The 19,109-nt window shown below is 67.1% G+C and carries 13 protein-coding genes and 4 pseudogenes; 10 read left to right on the top strand and 7 right to left on the bottom strand.

Annotated elements, in window-relative coordinates:
- Position 1 precedes the first annotated feature (1 nt).
- The 3 genes from AS594_RS38240 to AS594_RS44185 are packed head-to-tail and all read right to left on the bottom strand — an operon-like array spanning position 2 to position 4,094.
- A complete protein-coding gene (locus tag AS594_RS38240; RefSeq protein WP_069931025.1) occupies positions 2-1,261 on the bottom strand; it encodes a type I-E CRISPR-associated protein Cas7/Cse4/CasC in 1,260 nt (419 codons plus the stop codon).
- Complete coding sequence (gene casB, locus AS594_RS38235) at positions 1,261-3,180, bottom strand: type I-E CRISPR-associated protein Cse2/CasB (protein ID WP_069936118.1); 1,920 nt, start codon at positions 3,178-3,180, stop codon at positions 1,261-1,263. The genes AS594_RS38240 and casB overlap by 1 nt, the downstream gene beginning before the upstream one ends.
- Positions 3,177-4,094, bottom strand: a complete 918-nt coding sequence (locus tag AS594_RS44185; protein WP_141746950.1) for a hypothetical protein — start codon at positions 4,092-4,094, stop codon at positions 3,177-3,179. The genes casB and AS594_RS44185 overlap by 4 nt, the downstream gene beginning before the upstream one ends.
- Positions 4,095-4,929: 835 nt before the next feature.
- On the opposite strand from AS594_RS44185, the gene AS594_RS38220 reads away from it, so the two are divergent.
- The 6 genes and pseudogenes from AS594_RS38220 (at position 4,930) to AS594_RS48250 (ending at position 9,151) form a co-directional block, all read left to right on the top strand.
- Complete coding sequence (locus AS594_RS38220; RefSeq protein WP_069931021.1) at positions 4,930-5,175, top strand: hypothetical protein; 246 nt, start codon at positions 4,930-4,932, stop codon at positions 5,173-5,175.
- 161 nt (positions 5,176-5,336) lie between these two features.
- Positions 5,337-5,681: a hypothetical protein gene (locus tag AS594_RS38215; protein ID WP_069934103.1), complete on the top strand. Its 345-nt coding sequence runs from the start codon at positions 5,337-5,339 to the stop codon at positions 5,679-5,681.
- A 160-nt stretch (positions 5,682-5,841) separates the two neighbouring features.
- Positions 5,842-6,309, top strand: a complete 468-nt coding sequence (locus AS594_RS38210) for a hypothetical protein (RefSeq protein ID WP_141747244.1) — start codon at positions 5,842-5,844, stop codon at positions 6,307-6,309.
- Between the two features lie 326 nt (positions 6,310-6,635).
- Positions 6,636-6,974 (top strand): hypothetical protein, encoded by a 339-nt coding sequence (locus tag AS594_RS38205; RefSeq protein ID WP_069934101.1) that lies wholly within the window; start codon positions 6,636-6,638, stop codon positions 6,972-6,974.
- A gap of 383 nt (positions 6,975-7,357) precedes the next feature.
- Positions 7,358-8,538 (top strand): annotated as a pseudogene (locus AS594_RS38200) (IS701 family transposase).
- A pseudogene (locus AS594_RS48250) lies at positions 8,535-9,151 on the top strand (DUF6196 family protein). The pseudogenes AS594_RS38200 and AS594_RS48250 overlap by 4 nt, the downstream one beginning before the upstream one ends.
- Here the strand turns inward: AS594_RS48250 and AS594_RS42210 are convergent.
- Positions 9,129-9,611 (bottom strand): annotated as a pseudogene (locus AS594_RS42210) (zinc ribbon domain-containing protein); the annotation flags it as partial. The pseudogenes AS594_RS48250 and AS594_RS42210 overlap by 23 nt on opposite strands.
- A 45-nt stretch (positions 9,612-9,656) precedes the next feature.
- Here AS594_RS42210 and AS594_RS38190 point away from each other — a divergent pair.
- On the top strand, positions 9,657-9,869 hold the full coding sequence (locus tag AS594_RS38190; RefSeq protein ID WP_069934099.1) for a hypothetical protein: 213 nt from the start codon (positions 9,657-9,659) through the stop codon (positions 9,867-9,869).
- Between the two features lie 811 nt (positions 9,870-10,680).
- Here AS594_RS38190 and AS594_RS38185 read toward each other — a convergent pair.
- A pseudogene (locus AS594_RS38185) lies at positions 10,681-11,917 on the bottom strand (IS3 family transposase).
- Between the two features lie 328 nt (positions 11,918-12,245).
- On the opposite strand from AS594_RS38185, the gene AS594_RS48245 reads away from it, so the two are divergent.
- Positions 12,246-12,497, top strand: a complete 252-nt coding sequence (locus tag AS594_RS48245; RefSeq protein ID WP_420877918.1) for a hypothetical protein — start codon at positions 12,246-12,248, stop codon at positions 12,495-12,497.
- Positions 12,498-12,538: 41 nt separating this feature from the next.
- Positions 12,539-13,048, top strand: coding sequence for a recombinase family protein (locus AS594_RS46975; RefSeq protein ID WP_240509364.1), 510 nt, complete (start codon positions 12,539-12,541; stop codon positions 13,046-13,048).
- A gap of 261 nt (positions 13,049-13,309) precedes the next feature.
- On the opposite strand, the gene AS594_RS38170 is transcribed toward AS594_RS46975, so the two are convergent.
- The gene (locus AS594_RS38170; protein WP_141747243.1) at positions 13,310-14,389 is read right to left on the bottom strand and encodes a terpene synthase family protein; all 1,080 of its coding nucleotides are present in this window, start codon (positions 14,387-14,389) and stop codon (positions 13,310-13,312) included.
- Positions 14,390-15,568: 1,179 nt separating this feature from the next.
- Entirely contained in the window at positions 15,569-15,904 is a 336-nt protein-coding gene (locus AS594_RS38165) for a hypothetical protein (RefSeq protein WP_141746953.1), read from the bottom strand.
- 327 nt (positions 15,905-16,231) lie between these two features.
- On the opposite strand from AS594_RS38165, the gene AS594_RS38160 reads away from it, so the two are divergent.
- A complete protein-coding gene (locus tag AS594_RS38160; RefSeq protein ID WP_240509363.1) occupies positions 16,232-17,791 on the top strand; it encodes an ISL3 family transposase in 1,560 nt (519 codons plus the stop codon).
- Positions 17,792-19,109 lie beyond the last annotated feature (1,318 nt).

Below are 19,109 nucleotides of genomic sequence, written 5' to 3'. Positions count from 1 at the left end.
GTCACTCGTCCTCGCAGGTGAGGGATGCCGGAAGTTCGGGGCAGGGTTCCCCGCCGGGTGGCAGCCAGCGGCATGTACCGCCGAGGAGCGGGGTGTGACGCTGCGAGCGGCGCAGGTACGCGGCGAGGCGTTGGGCGGCGGTGACGGCTGCGGGGGCTTCGATGGCGGATTCGAAGCAGGGGGCAGCGGTGAAGGGGTAGTTGGTGGTGGCGGCGATGGTGAGGGTGGGGCAGGTGGTGGAACCGGTGCGGGAGCGGGCGGAGGAGGGTGTCGCGTAGGTGAGCGCGGTGATGAACAGTTGCTCGGCCAGACGCGCCAGATTTTCGGTTTCCTCAGGTGAGGCGCTTTTGGAGAGGGTTGTGCGGACGGCCCGGCGGTCGAGGGCGGCGTATTGGTAGAGCGTGCCAGAGGCGAGGAAGGTCGTGCCCTTGCCGGCTGCTCCGAAGACACCGAGGTCTTGCCAGTCGTCCTTGGCCGTCCAGTCGTCGGCGATGGTGGCGATGGGGTCGACGCTGAAGGCGTGGGCGACCTGGGCGGCGGAGTAGATGGTGGCGTCGGGGACTTCGGCGAGCATCCGCCCGAAGACGGCGAGTTCGGCGCTGATGCCCGGTGCGAATGCTGCCTGGGCTCGTTGGATGATGTGCTGGGGCAGGGGCGGTGCGGCGATGCCCGCGGTGTCCGGGCCCTTCCTGCCGGAGGGTTCTGCCGTGTCGCTGTCGGTGTTTTTCTGGGCCGGGATCTTCTTTGCTCGGGCGGCGAGTGACTTGTCGATGGCCTCGCGCATCTTGTTCCGTGCGTCTTGGGTGTCGTCCCAGACGTCGGCGGCGAGCTCGGCGAGACGTTCGGGTGCCTGGGCCGGTACGTAGGCGATGGCCCGGGTGCGCTGGGTATCGCTCTTGTCGATTTGCATGCCGGTGGCCGCGACGATGAGCGCCGCTTGTGCGTGTACGTCGTCATCGGAGGGCCGCATGCCTTGTAGGTGGCGTGCGGTCTGTTGGGGCAGGTACCGGGAGCGGGCGGTGGCTTGGACGGTCTCGTCGGTGTAGCGGCGGAAGAGGTCGCGGGCGGCCCGGTCCTTGGCCTGGGCGGAGAGCCGCATACGCAGCGCGTCGCCGTACTGGACGGTCTTGGGCAGGTTGGAGAAGTCTCTGTTCAGGGAAACGCCGGTATATGTAGTGAGGGTGTGCAGGACGACAAATGCGCCGTCGTGACTAGTGGTGTCGATGAGCCGGGGGTCGGCGGCGATGTCGGTGAGGGCCATCAGGCGTGGGTTCCGATCTGGTTGAGCTCGTTGAGGGGCTGGCTGGTGTAGAACATCGCGGCCCACTGGTTGCGCGTGGCGGTGTTCCAGGCGGCCAGGTCCTCTGCGAGGGCCGACCAGGACGGGGTCATCTCGTGGGCGGCGGCGTAGCGAACGAGTTGGGTGAGGGTGGGAAGGAGGAGGCGGGGCCGGGTAGTCGCCAGCAGGTGCTTCATCAACGTTTCGGTGGGCGCGTGCCGGGGGCCGTACCTCTGGCCGTTACCGAAGGCGCGCATCAGCCGGGGCAGTGGTGTGCGCCCGAAGGGCTGTGGGTGCAGCTGGGCGTGGGCGGCGTAGAGGGCGGCGGTGAGCAGGGCGGCGTCCCGGTAGTTGGCGGGCAGGTCGCGGGTGACCGCTTCACTGGCTTGGTTGTGCGTGTTCAGTGAGCTGGTCCACAACCGCATCTGACCCAGCAGTTCGCGGTTGTCCTCACTGGCGCGGATGCCGTGCAGACGTCTTTCCATCTGTTCGCCAAAGGTGGTCACGCTGGGCGCGCTGGTTTGGGCGGTAACGAACAACGAAGTCATGCTGGGGTCTTTCTCTTTGGCGCAGGCGGTCAGGACGCGGTACAGGCGGCTTCGCTCGACCGCCGTGTCACGGAGGGTCGGGGCGAGCACGTGGTGGGCGCGGGCGGCGCGGTGCGCCCGATCCCTCTCGTCGGCGTGGCGGAAGGCCGGGTCGGTGAGCAGGATGGTGCCGGACAAGTCGGTCAGCGCCAGTGGTCGGCCGTCGGTCTTGCGCCGCAGGGTGCCCAGGTACCTTGCGGCGTCTTCTGCGCTTTCATCGGTGAGCATGTCCGGCGGCACGGTGACATCGCGGATGTGCAGAAGCTTTTTCCTGTCGGTTGCGATACCGATGACCCGCATGGCAGGAGGTGGGCAGCCGGTGAGCCGGGTGGCGGTACGGATGTGGGCCGGCAGGGAGCCTTCGCCCGCCTGCCACCAGCGTTCGACGGCTGGCACCAGGTCGTCGGGTGTCTTCAGGGCGGTGCAGGGCAGGGGTTTGCCGCTGTCGGTGAACAGCAGGTCAGCGCTGCCGGGCCGGCCCGGCATGGCAGCCGCACGGTGCCAGCCCTGCGTGAAGTGGGCGCGGTCGATCAGGCCGTCGCTGTCGGATGTGAACAGCACGCGCCGGGGCATCCATGTCAGGGCGTCGAGTTCCCCGGTTGGTTCATCCCGCTGCCCAGGTGAGCCGCGGGCCCGGTAGGTCCAGTTCGCGATGCCGGGGGAGGGGGTGGGCACAGTGCGCCAGGACAGCACGGTGGCCAGTGTGCCCTGGGCCAGCCAGATGAGCTTGCCGCACGCGGCTGCGGCGGAGCTGTAGTTGGATCCAGGCCCGTACACCGCGTCCGAGCAGCGCAGTCGGCCACCGACAGCCCACATCTGCTGGGTGAGGAGAAGGACGGCGGCCCGGGCGGGTGACAGTGCGGGGAGCTCGGCGTGAAGATGGCGGTGGTCGGCAAGTAGCGGGCGCCCCATGGCACCGGCCGCCGTCAGGTCGAGGTAGCGAGCCGGTAGTGCGCGAGGCCGGGGCACCTCGTGCAGGGTGGCGTCCTGGAACAAGGGCCGCTGCGGGTCCAGCAGGTCGACGTCACCCGCGTGATCTCCAAGCCACTGCGCGGCTTTGCCCCAGTCCATTGAGCTGGCGTCTGCACACCGGTGGCCGTACTCGTTCTCAGAAGCGGGGGACAGGCCGGCGGCGCAGATCACAGCGACCAGGAAGCGGACGATGGCGGCGTGTTCCAGGGGGTCGGCGGCGTCGAGTACGAAATTGTCGGCCTTCTCCAGCGCTGTGCAGCCGGAGACTACAGAGCGTTGTCCACTCAGATCGCGCACCTGCACCCATGGCTGATGGGCGAGGCTCGAAGTCTCGATGCTCATGCTGTGTCCTGAGGGGTGATCTGATCTGCACGGTCGTTCATGTTCGGGCTGGGAGTGTTCGACAGGGACCGGAACGTCGCGGCGGTTCGCTCAGCTTCTTCGGTGCCGGCCTCGCAGGTATAGAGGACAGGAGCGGACCGTTCGTCGCGCTGAGTACGCCCCTCGGCCTGTAGGGCTGTCCTACCGCCGGTCTGGACGTGGGCGATGAGACACACGCGGGGAGTTGCCGTGGCATCCCTGCCACCGCCCTCCGCGTTCCGTTCACCGGCGTACAGGTTGATGCCCTCCAGCGAGTTGAGGACCACGACCAGCGCTTCCACGTGCTGGAATCCGATCCGTTTGCGCTCGCTCAGCCTGCCGTCTCGGCTCCTGATCGCCACCACGCGCTCGGCGAGTCCCGCCTCATGCAGCCCGCGGGCCACGTGCGCCGCGACCTCGTTGATCGCCTCCAGGACCCACATTGGCAACACGGCCTGCCTGCCCCGACGTAGGGCCCGTAAGTATCCGGGAGAGCTGTCGCGCCGGGCGGCTACCGGAGGCATCACCCGCGCATGCTGATAGCCAGACAGCGCCGGTACGGTTCCGGTTCGCGGTTGCGGCACTTGCTGGTTGAGCTGTGCCTCTACGAAGACTTCTTGAGAGTGCGCTGGCGCTTCGATGGGAGTCAGCCCGCGCGCCAGGCCCCAGCCTTCCAGCGCTTGGCGCGCATCGACCAGCCAGCGCCGATTACTGACGACACCGGCGAAGCGGCCAAGAGTGTCTGCCAGCGGCGCGAATTGCTGGCCTGCAGGCGTCGTACGCGGCGCCTGGCCCTGGCTCAGACCAGTGGGAGCGTGTGCTGCCCGTAGAACGTTCGATCCGGTGGTGCGCGACTGATCGCCGACAGCGCTCTTTCGGGCATGCTCAGTGGTCATTGCAACGTTCCTCGGGGCAGCCGTTCCGCAGTCCCGTGATCCGCGTGGCCGGACTAGATGACACGTTGCGGCAAGACTGAACTCGCGATGCTGCGAAGCACCTTCGGATCTGTGGTGGTACGTCGCGGTCACGGGCTGGACGTACTGATCCTGCGGCTCGGCTACACGTAGCCGAGCCGCAGCGTACACGCTTCGGCACGCACAGTGAAATCTGTGATGCGTAGGGTGACAAGATGGTTTATGGGGCGGGCGGCGTGCTACCCGTCCGGCCACTATCCGACTCGGCTCGTAGCGTCAGTACGAAAAGGCATGAAGAGGTCAGCCTGGAGGAGCCATTCCGCGCCGACCGCATACTCGCCGCCGAGCAAACCAGGGATCCTCGGCAGATTAAACAGGCTCTGGCGGCGAGATCGGCGCCTCTGCCTCCAAGTGCGGGCCGGCTGCCTCGCCCACCGCGTTGAGCCTTCATCCGCAAGTACGTCCGGTGGTATGCCGGGGGAGTGCGAAACCTGATCGTCTTCGTGCCGCGCGCGATCGCTCCCGGGTCGTGAAATCAACATACTGCTGCCGCAACGTCCCCTTCGTGCAGTCGTGTTGACTGCCGGCGCCGGTGCATCTGACGTGTCGACACCTGTCTCGCGTGATGTTGACGACACATGTCGAGGATCAATCAATCGAACCGCTTATCGGCCAATTAGAGTCCATCCGCCTGATGTTGAGCCGACGTCCCCGACAGGGATGGGCGGTGTGGAGAGCTGAATCCCGTTACTGCTAGTGTTTGTTCAGTAACGGTAGGCAATCAGCCTCGACGTACGAGCGAAAATCTGAGGGTCTTATGCGCAAGCTTCAGCAGGTCGTCATTGCAGCAGTGGCGGCGGCGGGCGGTCTGTCCGCCATCGGCGCCGGCACCGCTGTCGCCGACAACTCCGACCGCGGACCGAAGGTGTATGACCTCTACCGCCCCTACCAGGAGTGCAGCCCGCAGACGGTGGCCGAGAACGACATCCCGATTGGTGTGCTCGGTCTGGCCGGCACCCTGGACACGGCCTGCGGCCAGTACAACAGCAAGGTCACCCGCTAAGCCCTGCTGCGTCGGAGCCCTGTGCCTGGCGCGGGACCCTTCGAGGCCGACCTCGAAGGGTCCCCTTCCTCGGGCCGGTTGCCTGAGTGTCGAAGACGAAACCCGGCGCGCCCGGTGGCCGGGCGCGCCGGGCACCCCCAACGCAACGGAAAGCGCATCACATGTTCACCAGGAAGAAGATCGCGGTTGTCTCGGTGCTCGCCGGTGGCCTCGCCATGGCCTGTACCAGCGTCACCGCTGCATATGCCGGGCAAGGCGTACAAACCTGCACTCGCGACGTCATGGGCAACCTCACCTGCCACACCACACAACACATCAAGGGTCAGCTCCCGGAGGGCGGTGTCATGCCCCACAGGGAGACCTGCACGCCGGTGAAGCCCTTGATTGTGCCCTCCGCGATGGGGGGCGGGACGATGCGGCTCGGGCCCGAAGTGACCTGTTCCCCCACCACGTCGGGAGTGCCCGGCGTGGCCGACGGTGACCAGCAGCCATTCGGCCTGCTCTAAGGCCGAGCCCGTGAAGTAGTCCGGCCGGTGCAACCCTGACCGCGATGCGGCGAATATGCCGACACGACGCAGTTCAGATCCCGACATATGGCGAAATGTGTGTAATAAAGACACTGAGTAGTCAAGCCAGGCGCCCTGCCTGGGTAAGAAAGGGTTTGACATGCGTAAGTTTCAGCGCGCTGCAGTCGTAGCCGTGGCGGTCGCCGGGCTGTCCGCCTTCGGTGCCGGTGTCAGCTTCGCCGGCGACGGCGGGCCGACGCCGGTCACTGCCGTGGCCAACTCGACGGCCAACGCGGTGGCCATCGGCGGCGGTTACTACGCTGCGCCGCAGGCCGGGCTGCAGTACGGGCCGGAGAACGGTCATCAGCACGGGCCGCAGTACGGGCCCGAGAACGGTCAGCAGCACGGACCGCAGTACGGGCCGGAGAACGGTCAGCAGCACGGACCGCAGTACGGGCCGGAGAACGGTCAGCAGCACGGACCGCAGTACGGGCCGGAGAACGGTCAGCAGCACGGACCGCAGTACGGGCCGGAGAACGGTCAGCAGCACGGACCGCAGTACGGGCCGGAGAACGGTCAGCAGCACGGACCCGACCAGGCCTACGGCCAGCACGGCGAAGGCCAGTAAGACCAACCGAGGGCTCAACCTCTCGGCGCTGCCACGGGCGCATCAGCCCTCTCCAGACAGCTGATGCACCTCGCACTACCGCAAACAGCCTGGTCACGTACCGGCGGGCATGTTCGACGGTGTGCAGGGCAGCCCTCTTGGCAAAGGCAGCCCTGACGCGCGACGGCTCATCACGTTGTGCGTCCGGGCTGCTGCAATTCCTCCGTCGGCGCAGCTGTCAGCGCGTCAGACGCGAAATGATCGGTTCCGAAACCTTCTCGGGCCCGGGCGCACACCGGTCAAATGACACAGGCGCCCGGGCCCGACGTTGTAAAGGAATGCAGCACATGTTCACTCCGAAGAAGATCGCCGCCATCTCGGGGATCGTCGGAAGTCTCGCCGCAATCTGTGCCGGCGCCGGGCACGCATACGCAGACGGACGCGCGGGTGACTGCGGGAGCAGTGACAACGTCTGCATCCGCAAGAGCGAGACCCACGTCGACAAGGACGGCGAGCGCATTGTCAGGCAGGAGCAGCACTGCACGACGCCCGGCCGGCCGAACGTGGTGTTCCGGGAGCACCAACTGCTGGGCGACGGCGGGTCCGCCACTGCCGGGCCGGTCGTGGACTGCTCCAACACGGTAAAGCTGCCGAAGGGCTTCAAGAAGCCCAAGCTCGACATCTGAGCGCTGCTTGTACATGCCGGACCGGGATCGTTCCCGGCCCGGCATTTCTTGTTTTCCACAAGCCGGGGCCCGGCGAACAGCGGGGGACCATGGCATTCCTTGTCGACGCAACCGACGAGCGATTGAGGTTCCAGTACCTCTGTCGCCACAGGACTCACGCCTCTTGACATCCTCTCCGCCCTAAAGGGCGGAGTTTCCCGCCTGCCTGCCGGTGGTCACCGGCTTAGTACTCCAGCTGTAGATCGTGATCTTGCTGGTGGGGCCGGTGTGGGTACGGCTGCGGTCACCGTTGATCATCGTGAGTTGTGTGGACTAACGAAGAGACGGTGGCCGCAGGTCACAGCATAGATTCCACCCGCTGGCGGGCGAGCTTCGAGGCCCTCATGGGCCGGATCGCCGGACGGTTCGCACGGGTCGAACCCCGGCGGCGGGCCGGGCGGTTGGTGCTCGGATTGCTCGCGGACCTGCCCCGCAAGAATTGCTGGACGATCGCCGAATGGGCCGGGGAAGCAGCGCCACACGGCATGCAGCACCTGCTGTGCCGCGCGGCCTGGGATGCCGACGCCGTGCGGGACGACGTCCGCGACTACGTCGTCGAGCACCTCCGCGACGAGGCCGCGGTGCTGGTCGTCGACGAGACCGGGGACCTAAAGAAGGGCTCTCACACCGTCGGCGTCCAGCGCCAGTACCCGGGCAGTGCGGACACGCCGCAGTGGACCGGGAGTTGTACATCCCGCGCTCGTGGACCAGCGATCCGGATCGTTGTCAGGCCGCCGGGCTCGACGACGAGCTCACCTTCCAGACCAAGCCGGAACTGGCCACTGTGATGATCGAACGATTCCTGGACGCCGGACACCAGGCCGCCTGGGTTGCCGGGGATGAGGTCTACGGCGGCAACCCGAAACTGCGGGCCGCTCTGGCGGCACGGGGCGTCGGCTACGTGCTGGCCGTGGCCTGCTCGGCCGAGGTGACCACTGGCGCCGGCAAGCTCCGGGCCGACGCGCTGGCCAAGAAGCTGCCCAAGCGTGCCTGGCAGCAGCTGTCCGCCGGCGACGGCGCGAAGGGCCACCGCTTCTACCACTGGGCCGTCATCGACCTGGCCGAGGACGCCCCCGGCCACCGCCAGCTACTGATCCGGCGCAACCGCAGCACCGGTGAACTCGCCCACTACCGCTGCCACTCGCCGCAGGCCGTCCCGCTGACCACCCTGGTCAGAGTTGCTGGATCGAGGTGGCGGGTGGAAGAGACCTTCCAGGCCGAGAAGGGCCTGGCCGGACTGGACGAGCATCAAGTCCGCCGCTACTCGTCCTGGACCCGCTGGGTCACTCCGGCCATGCTCGCCCACGCCTTCCTCACCGTCGTTCGGGCCGACGAACACGCCCAGCACGGCGCCCCTGACGGGCTGATCCCGCTGTCCTGCAACGAGATCCAGCGACTCTTCATCACCCTGGCCGTCCGGCCCGACCACACGGCGGCACACCTGCTCGACTGGTCCCGCTGGCGACGACGCCACCAAGCCCGAGCACGCGCCTGCCACTACCGACGACAGGCAGCCACCACATGAAGATCACGATCTTGCTCGACGGAGTCTCCGGAGACGAGGAAGCCGCGTGCGAAATAGACGAGACGGCGAGGGCGTTGCGACGACGGTTGCCCTGCAGGAGCCCTCGTTCCGACAGAAGAGGCGATCGCGCGATGATCCCCGGGTGGGATCACGGCTACACGGATCAAGGAGTCTCGCTGATGGTCAGTGTGAGTATGGAGACTGCGGAACAGACAGAGCAGCGGCTACGCCGTGTGATCGCTCAGGCTGACCTCGTCGTGCACGACGGCGTCTGGCGTTTTGAAGAGTCTCCGGCTGACCAGCCGCCGGCACTCACCGCCGAGACGCTGGCAGTCGTTCGGGACCGGGAGAGCTGGAGCCGCCTGGTCCGCTCACCCAGGAGGGCAACGGCGTCGAACGCTTCGGAATTTTCTCCTTCCACTTCGCCGATCACGTGGACAACAGCGGTTTCGTCGGCTGGCTGGCCACCCACCTCAAGGTTGAGCTGGGAACCGGCGTATTTGTTGTCTGCGGCAGCAACCGCGCCCGCGGCGGCATCTATGACTACTGGGGCTGCCCCATCGACTTGCTGGATCAGGCCATCGCGGTTGTCAGGACGCTACGAGACAGCTGATCTGCATGCAGGCGGCGATCCATCCACAACGGTGAAGATCACGATCTACAGCTGGAGTATTAGGCTCCGGGTGGGTTCCTGTTTCTTCGCGCCGTGCCGGGACGGGTCCCGGCCTTACCCGCACTCCGCAGGCTGATACCGCCAGTACGGCGGCCTGGGCGACGTTGACCGCCGCGTTGATGTCCCGGTCAAGGACGGCCCCGCAGGCTCCGCATTCCCACACGCGTATGCCCAGGGGTTTGGGTCCATCCTTGACGCCGCATACGGAGCAGACCTGAGAGGTCGGCTCGAAGCGTCCGATGCGGTGGAAACAACGGCCGAACTTCACGGCCTTGCATTCCAGCATCGTCACGAAGGCCGACCATCCGACGTTGTGGACGGACTTGGCCATGCGTGTTCGGGCGAGTCCCTAGACCGCCAGGTTTTCCAGTGCCGCCGCTTGGTTGTCGCGGATGATCTCGGCGTGCGCCGCTAAACGCGCCGGGGTGCTCGGCAAGTCCGATGGGTGGGCAACGTCGCCACGATCAAGGACCCCAGGCTGTGCAGCGAGGCCGGCGAACCCTGCTCCGTGATCGTTGCTCAGTCGGCGATTGAGTTCGCCCTGCTGCGCGCTGTGCTCGACACGATGTCCGCGATGGTCACGGATACCGACAGGGCGACGATGCGGAATGGCGGGGGGCCGCACTGGTTCCCCGCCATGGCAAAATGCGCAGCGTGATCACCCTGTGTCGAAGTGGTCGCTTTCGCCCCGGTAGCGGCTGGCGTCGCGCCTCAGTGGCAGAGCCCGCAGCGGATGCCAACTTGATCGGGCGTCGTAGTCGACCGGGACCTGCGAGGCGGGTGCGATGACTTGGCCGACTCCCTGAGGGCCCGTGGACCGTCAGGTCGAAGGTGCACACGTGCGCGGAGGGGGCCCGCACTCGTACCGGGGGCGGGGCGCTAATGGAGGACTCCATGGCATCCCGGGAGCCTAGCGAATGGGGTCCCCCGGCCAAAGGGACAGCCGTGCGGGCGTCACAGTTGCATGCCGCTTCACGATGATTGCCTCGGTCCTGCCTCACAGGTGCACTGCCTAGGAGTAGGACTGGGCGGGATTGTGGTGTGTGGTGGGGCCCCGGGCCTAGCGCGGTCGTCGGGGCCCCTGGAGCGCACAGTCCCATCCATGCTTTTGCGCGCTTCGTCGGGTCAACGGTGTCGATCGAGATCTGGTCACGGAGCCGATGGGGTGAAGCGTGCCGGATACCAGGATTCTCGTCCAGCCTTTCGCTATCTGGATGAAGCACAAGCCCGGATGCTGAGCTTTTCGCGTCGCCCGGATCGGTTGGCTGGCGAATTCCCCTTACTGCGGCCGACCGGGTGAAGTGCGCTGCCACCGTCGAGGGGTCAAGGGCGTGCTTGGTGACCAGCATGTCGGCGAGCAGGCCAGCTACCCATGGAGTGCCCAGCGGCCGGCCCATCGGCTCGTTGCATGGTGAGCATGACACGCTCGTACGGGCCTTCCCCCGTGAAGGTGGGCACGCGGTTATTGATCACGCGGCGAGCGTGAGTTTAGCGGTGTGGTGTCGGCGTTCGTATTCGTTGGGGCTGAGGTGGCCGTTGGCGGAGTGCCGGCGGCGGGTGTTGTAGCGGGTCAGCCAGGCGAAGACGGTTCTGCGGCAGGTGCGGGCGTCACCGTAGTCGTGGGTGCCCTGGAGGGTCTCGCGTTTCAGGGAGGCGTGGAAGCTTTCGCAGGCCGCGTTGTCGGCGCTGGTGCCGACCGCGCCCATCGATCGGGTCACTCCGAACTGGTCGCAGAGGCCGGCGAAGGCCCGGGAGCCGTCTTGGGCCCCGTGGTCGGAGTGGAACACGGCACCGTCCAGGCCGCCTCGGGTCGAGGCCGCCATCCGCAGTGCGTCGGCGACCAGGCCGGTGCGCATGTGGTCGGCGATGGACCAGCCGACGACCTTGCGGCTGAAGCAGTCCAGCACGGTCGCGAGATAGAGGAACTCCCCGTTTTTCAGGGGGAGATAGGTGATGTCGCCCATGTATTTCAGGCCGGGTTCGGTGGCGGTGAAGTCCCGCTGGAACAGGTCCGGGACCGGTGAGGTGGCCGGGTCCGGGACGGTGGTGCGCACGCGTCTGCGCAGGCGGATGCCGGTGATGGAGAACGTCCGCATGATCCGGGCGATCCGCTTTTCGTTGACCCGCCGCCCTTTCTCGCGGAGCTCGGCCGTCACGCGCGGGGAGCCGTAGGCGCCGCCGGATGCGCCGTGGACCTCGCGGATCTCCTCGGCCAGGACCCGGTCCTCCCGCTGCCGGGTGGCCCGGGCCTCGGCGCCGGCGAGCCATTTGTAGTAGCTGGACCGGTTCACGTCCAGGACCTGGCAGAGCCGCTTCACCTCGTAGGTGTTGCGATGGTCGTCAACGAACTGGAAGCGGCTCATCACCAGTTCGTCTCCCCGGCGAAATACTTGGCCGCCTTGCGGAGGATGTCCCGCTCGGTGGCGAGCTTGCGCTCACTTGCCTCGAGCTCGGCCACCCGGGCCTCCACTGCCGCACCCGCTCGTTCGGATCAGCGGACGGCGCCGCCTCCCGAGGCTGGGCGCCCGGCTTCGCAGCCGCGGCGGTGATGCCACGGCGTTCGCGGTCCCGCAGTACCCACTCCCGCAGGGTCGCCCGGTTGACGCCCAGGTCAGCGGCGATGCTCTTGTATGTCGCCCCGGGTGTGGACTCGTACAGGGCCACGGCATCGGCCTTGAACTCGTCCGAGTAGTCCTTCATCGCCATCGGCGGTCTTCTCGCTTCCTCCGGATCGAGCAGATCCAGTATCAGCGTGTCCACCACTCAGGGGGAGGCCCCCGCCCCTCCGCCATGTCGATGAACGCCTGGTCGATCAAATCGGCCCCGAAGTCCTAGCCCGGACACCAGGGAACAAGTAACCCGCCAGTAGGTTCTGAGGCCCGTTTCCCGGCAATGGGACGCCGCGTTGGACTGTTCTGGTGAATGCCCGGGAGGTCGACGACAGGGGGCGGGACGTGCGACAGGAGCGGTCGCCGGAAGAGCTGTTGGCGGGCTGGCCCCCGCAGGCTCCCCGTGTCGGACGGGCAAGGGCAAGGTGGCCATCCAGTACCACACCGCCCGCTTCCGCCTCGTGCCCCAACTCGCCAAGACGCTCAGCGTGCCGACCCCCGCCGTACGCAAGCCGGGTTCGACGTGGACCGAGCTGCCCCGGCCGATGAACGCCGGGCGCCGAACCGGTCGGGCACGTCCGCCTCGGCTACGCCCGCGCCTCGACCGCCCGGCAGTCCCTCGACGTACAGTTCGACTCCCTCGCCGAAGCCGGGATGGCGCGCGCGTCTTCTCGTAGAAGATACCCGCGCCACCCGGCGCCCCGAGCTGGAGGCCGCCGTGAAGCTCGCCGGGGAGATCCGCTCCTCAGGCGTCGCCGTGACCCTGGTCGTCAACGAGCACAAGCGCCTCGGCCGCGGCATCGAACTCGCTATGCTCGCCGAGGAACTGAAGGCCAGCGACGTCGGCCTGGAGTTCCTCACCGGAGAGCTCAAGGGCGCGCACGACCCCTCCGGCATCGTGTTCACCGTGCTCGCAGCGATGTCCGGCATGGAGCGCGAGTACATCCGCGACCGCACCCTCGAAGGCCGCGAATCCGCCCGCAAGCGCGGCAAGACCATCGGCGGCGCGGGCGTCACCGACGAGTCCATGCTGTCCATGGCCCTCCACCTGCGCGACCAGGAGATGAGCCTCCGCGACATCGCCAAGCGGCTCGTCATCACCACTGGCACGAAGAAGGGCCAGCACCCCTCACCCGCCACCGTCATGCGGATGCTCCGTGAACACGACCATCAGGCCGCCACGGCGGCGCGCACGTGTTCGCCCCGCTACTTTGCGGCTGGTGTCTGAGCTAAGACACCGGGGCCTGTGCGGCTGCGGCACGTCGCCGGATCCGCCGTGCATACCGCCACTGCCCGCCCGGCATGCCGCAGGCAATGTTCACAGGGTGCCCACGCGTCCGGAGCCGGAGCGGATATTCTTCTCGACGATGACGGTCGTGATCTGATCGCGCTGCGTCGTGCGGATGCGCACCGGCATGGGCGTGCAGATTTGGGCGATCCGCTACATCGGCCGATTCCTGGACGAGGACCCGCCGACTGGCAGAGATAGTCAGTGCAGGCTGACGGTGTACCGGCCGGTCTGCGGGTGCCAGGCGTGCTCGCCGGCCGTCCAGTCCTTCAGATCGTTGACGTAGGCCGTCATCGTCCCGTACGCATCCGGACCGAACTCGTCGGCCAGCTTTGGTAGTTCCTCCCGTACGAGCCGGTCGAAGCAGTCCAACCGGGCGTTCATCAGATTGCCCACGTGGTCTACCGCGGTTTGCAGTGAGCAGCTCAGGAAGTGTTGGAACACCGGGACGGCGTTGTTGCGATCCCCCTCCAGCTCCGTCTCCTTGCGGTAGGAGTAGAGGTCGTTGCGCAAGTCCACGTTGTCGGCGAAGGCCTCGATGAGCGCCAGCACGGTCGGGTGGGCGAGGAGTTTCGCCGGGATGTCTCGCCCGCGGGCGTACAAGGGCAAGACGGTGGAGAGGGGGGTGCCGGCGGTGCGGCGGCGCATCTGGAGATATTCGACCGGGTCTGGGATACGGCCGCGCCGGGTGTTGGCCAGCTCCCAGAGGTTGGCGGCGGCGAAGTCGAGCGCCGCGTCCCGAAGCTTGTGGCGCGGCTTTGCCGGCAGTGCGGGCACGGTTCGGGCCCAGACGTCGGTGAGCGCGCGCTCAACCGGGTTCCTGGGCATCGGTGCGGGAGTGGAGTCCAGCGGCATACAGGCTGTCAGCCGTGCCACGAACCGCTGTGCGCCCGGTTCGTCGGCGGCTGCCTTGTAGGTCAGGAAGTGGTCATCGACGGCGAAGGCCCAGACATTCCAGTCGCCGATCAGCAGCAGTTCCTCGCGGGGCAGGTGTGGCTGGGCCAGTGCAGTGAACAGCGCCAGGTCGAGGACATCGAAGTGCTCCTGGCTCCAGACTCCGCCCGGCCCGGTCAGGCCCGTCTGCCCGGCCCAGACAGCAGCCCGCTCGCGGGCCGCGTCCACGTACGGGTTGAGCCGGGCCGGATAGGGCATGGCGAACACAGGCGGGCGCAGCGCCCCGCCTGCGTTTGCCAGGGCAGCGGCCACGTGCGCCGCGGAGGCGCCAAGACCCCCGGGCAGACCGGTGGAGATTCCCAACGGGGCTGGGTGTTGCCTGATCATGCTGACGGAACTCCATTCTCGCGGGTAGCCGTCAGCCTGTCGGAGGCCCGTTCCGGGACAAGGCGATCACCGACCGGTTCACCCGACCGGGCTACCAGTCATGGGGGCCAGCGGTACGGCGGTCGCGCTGCTGGAGGGCGGCGAAGTCGGCCCTCGACGGCCTCCGGGTGCGCCTGGGTCTTCTCGTGGTCGGCCAGCGCCCGGTAGATGCGGTGGCATGATCAAGTCGGACTGGATGTCCTCGATGGTCTCGCCGTTGGTCGCGGCGGCGAAGCATGGTGTGGAGCATGTCGTCGGTGATGACCGGGGCCGGCCGCCGTCAGGTCGCGGTCGTCGTCGTCCAGGAAGAAGAGCCGCTCCAGCTCGGGGCGCGTTGGCACTTCACCGAAGGCCCCGTAGGCACCGGCCTGCTCGTCAGTCAGAAATCCCACCCGCACAGCCGGACCGTAGCCAGCTCCCGCACCCGCCACCGTCATGCGGATGCTGCGCGAACACGACGAACAGGCCGCCACAGCAGCGAACGCGCAATGAGTCGCAAGCCGTGAAAGCTACTGGCGGGTTACTTGTTCCCTGGCGTCCGAGCTAGGGCTTCGGGGTCAAATCGCGATGCCGGGCCGGTATCGCGCGGCCGCCGGTGAGCACGGCTGCGAGCGCACCGGGCGAGCGATCCTTGGCCATCTGCTTCTCGACGCGGACGAGCTGGGCCCCGCAGCGTGGGTGAAGTCTCGGCGGCGATGGCCCGGCGCTGAGTTGGGGGCAGCGTCCGGTAGTGGGCCATGAGTCCGCTGTGATCATTGCTGGCCTCAGGGCGTGTCCGTGTCCGTAAGCGGTCACGCACAGCGGCGCGTTCCTCGGCGAGGCTCTCCCACGTCGGCCAGCTCCGGCTGGTTGGCCAACACGATCGGCAGGGAACCCCACCCGGACCAGCGGGCAATAACTGTTGACTGCCGCAGCACCCTGACGGCCGAGACATGCGCACGGGCCTCGGCGCCTTCTCACCCGACGGTGCCAGTTCATACTGGGTCATCGGGCGGAAGGACTCTACGGCGGCGGCGAGCTCGAGCAGGTCGACCAGGGGCAGCGGCTGCCCCGTGGCTCTGGCTGTGGGTAACCGTCCCCTGGTCGGGTCCAGGCGCCAGGGGTGATCAGAGGCCTGGGCGGTTGTGGCGGCCGCGTGTCTCACTCCAGCAAGGGCCGTTTGGGCTGACCGCTGGGCGTGACATCAGTTGTGGTGGACGTGGTGGCGAAGTCTGCCTCGATGCTGTCCAGCCGTGCAAGCAAGTCCTCCAAGAGCGAGGCGGAGTACCACAGATCGACGTGCCGGTCTTTGTCGTGCAAGGTCGCGTTCGACGCCTTGAGGGGATGACTAACAGCCGGCGTGAAAACCCACTCACCCATGCGGATACATGGCGCGGCGCTCTTCGCGCCGGTGAGACGCTGTCCTGCGGAGACCAGTCGACTTACTTTCGTCATATTCAGTCCAACGCTGCCTGGATTAGCCAGGATGCGCGGCAAACGGGTGACCGTCTTGTCGCATTTGGAGTAATTCGGCGTAATGATTTATCGGTTCTGCGGGGTGCGCCGTCTACGGATTGTGCCTCGCATGCGGATCGGTGGAGGTCACATGCGGCACCGTGCGATGGGCTGCCTCACATCCACCTTTCTCCTCCCTGGTTACCAATGCAGGAAGGCGTGAACGGTTCTGCCGCCTGTCAACGGCCACTCCAGTTCGGTTCTGAGCCACTTCTTGTGGACCAGTGACGCGGCGTCACAGCAGGCTGGAAGGATGGTCGTTCGTGTGACTACAGCGTGTTCCTGACGGCCTTCTCCCATCCGGCGTCCGTGGTGGTGGAGGAGGCCAAGGTGGACGGCGACGGGGTCGCCCTCGTGGCGCGGACGGTGACCCGGGAGGCGGCCTGTCCCGGGTGCGGCGCGGCGTCCGGCCGCGTCCACGGCGTGTATCGGCGGCGCCTGGCCGACCTCGCGGTTGCCGGGCGGAAGGTCGTGATTGACCTGCTGGTACGGCGATTTCTGTGCCCGACGTCGGCGTGCGGACACCGTACTTTCGTCGAGCAGGTGGACGGGCTTACGGAGCGGTTCGCGCGGCGGACACCGCCCCTGCGTCGAACGCTGGAGAAGATCGCGCTGGCCCTCGCCGGACGCCCGGCGGCCCGGCTGGCCGGGCATCTTTCCGTCCCGACAAGCGCGAACTCCCTGCTCAGACTGATGCGCAGGCTTCCCGACAAACAGGCCGGCGCTGCACCACGAGTGCTGGGTGTCGACGATTTCGCCCTGAAGAAGGGCCACGTCTACGGGATGATCATCCTGGACATGGAAACCGGGGAACGCGTGGACGTCCTGCCCGACCGGACCGCGGAGACCCTCACCGCCTGGCTCCGCACACATCCCGGAGCGGAGATCGTCTGCCGGGACCGGGCCAGCGCCTATGCCGAGGCCGTACGCACCGCCTGTCCCGACGCGGTCCAGGTCGCGGACAGGTTCCATTTGTGGAAGAACCTGTGCGAGGCCGTTGAGAAGTGCGTTGCCACACACCGAAGTTGCCTGGCCGAACCTGCCGAGACCACCCCTCTCGAGGTCACCGCCATGCGCGAGCCCGAGGCGGCCGACCGGGGGCTGCTGGAGCCGGCGGAGGGGCTGCGCGTCATACAGCGCCACGAGCGTCACACCGCCGTGCACGCACTGTATGACAAGGGCATACAGATCCAGGTGATCGCCGAAACCCTCGGCCTGGACCGCAAAACGGTGCGCCGGTACGCACACGCCGCCACCCCTGACGATGCGTCCCTCGCCACCGGCCCCTCGCAACTACGGCCAGATCCATTCCTACTCTCCCTATCTGCACCGGCGCTGGAACGAGGGCTGCACGGACTCGGCACGGCTGCACGCGGAGATCGTCGAGCTCGGCTACCGCGGCAGCAAGCGGACCGTCCGCCGTCACCTGCAAGAGATACGGGCCAGCGGCAAACCCGCACCCGACAAGCCCAAAGAACTGACCGTCCGGAAGGCCACCTGGCTGATCACCGCACACCCCGACAAGATCAACGAGTGCAACGCGCTCAAGCTCAAACAACTCCTCGCCCGGTGCCCAGAGCTGGAGGCCGTCACCGACTGCGTGCGCGCCTTCGCCCAGATGATGACCGAGCGCCGCGGCAAGATCTCGACAAGTGGCTCAGCGATGCCGAACGCACAGGGCTGAAACCGCTGCGGAGCCTGGCCCGTGGCCTACGACAAGACCTCGAGGCCGTCACCGCCGGACTCACCCTGGAATGGAGCTCCGGCAAAGTCGAGGGCAACGTCAACAGAGTGAAGCGGATCAAAAGGGACGGGTACGGCCGGGCCGGGTTCGACCTACTCCGACGCCAAATCCTCCTCGCGGACTGAGCACCGTTACCCTCTGCAACCGGCCCACAAGAAGTGGATCAGAACCGTATCTACTGAGCGCCGTCAGCCGCCGTCGCCGGGAACGGTGAGGGACTGCTCGGCGAGTGTGTTGATGAGGTGCCAGAGTGCTGTCACGGGGCCATGCATGCGGATGCTCCTTGAGACGCTTGCCACTGCACACTGCACACCGCCACCAGCAGCGTCTGTAGGCGGACGGCCAGGGAAGGTGAGGCGCTGGCCCGCGACCGGCAACGCCTTGCCTGCTACCGCACAGGACGGAAGCTGACGGGGCATGAGCCGGTCGGCCAACGTCCGGCCCATTACCCCGCTGTCAACCGGTGTGCCGTTCGGACGCAGGTCCTGGTTCACAGCGGGCAGGCATGGGGCGGTCGTGTCCGTGAGGGCTGGTGGAACCTGTTGCTTGCGGCTCACCCGAAGCCCTGTTGCGGAAGGTTCGCAGCGCGGCTAGTTGAAGGGGGTGTCGGGGGTGCGGTCATGTTTCGGGGCGGCGGTGGTTGCCCGAAGGCTCCGTGGCAGGGCTGTTACGCGATCACGGTTTTACGGTGTGCTGGTCACAGCGGTGTGGGAGAACAGTCTTGTCCCGTACCGTTCGGCAGCGTACGGCGTTGGGTGCGGCATGAATCACTCGCATGATGAGTACCGCATCGGAAGCAACGCAGGGCTGATTGGCGCCTCTCGGCGCGGGGCTCCCGAGGGAGACCACGAGGAGTGTCGGTGGTGCACAAAGCTGCGTGAGGCGGAAGTCGGGCAAGCCCACTCCTCAAGACCCGGCGAGGGCCGGAACACCACGGCGCAGGACTGAGCTGCCTTCGGTGTGAAGGTGAAACGTGCCCGGACACCGACGAGAGTCTCGACATGGCCGCCCTACCTGCCCGAGCCCCCGTAGTACTCCTGGCAGGGGGAGGCGGAGACGTCTGCTCGTTGCGATCGCCATCTCCTACTACCGTCAACGCCGCCGGGCACGACCCTGACCCGGAGAGTCATTGCGTCGCGATCAGCCCGCCGGGAGGATGGCACCCTGAGCGGACTGAGCAGCCAGGGCGCCCGGCAGGTATTCGGGCGCGGGCGGTGAGCGAGGGACACGACCGACCTACGGCTCGCTGTGTAGGTTCGCGTTATTCGGCTGTGCGCTGGATCTGTATGCCGACAGCGGGGCTGACTGGAGTGGAGGGGTGGTCAGGGCCGGGCGAGGTCAGCCAGTGCTGTGGCGAAGCTGAGAACGGCGGCGAGGATGGCCACGGTGAGAAGCAGAAGTCGTAGGTATCGCAGTGCGCGAGTCACCCTGGCTGCCTCGGTC

It is taken from the genome of Streptomyces agglomeratus (assembly GCF_001746415.1).
In the GTDB taxonomy this organism is placed as follows: Bacteria; Actinomycetota; Actinomycetes; order Streptomycetales; family Streptomycetaceae; genus Streptomyces; species Streptomyces agglomeratus.
The sequence above is the reverse complement of the archived record's forward strand: the minus strand, read 5'-3'. Positions and strand labels throughout refer to the sequence as shown.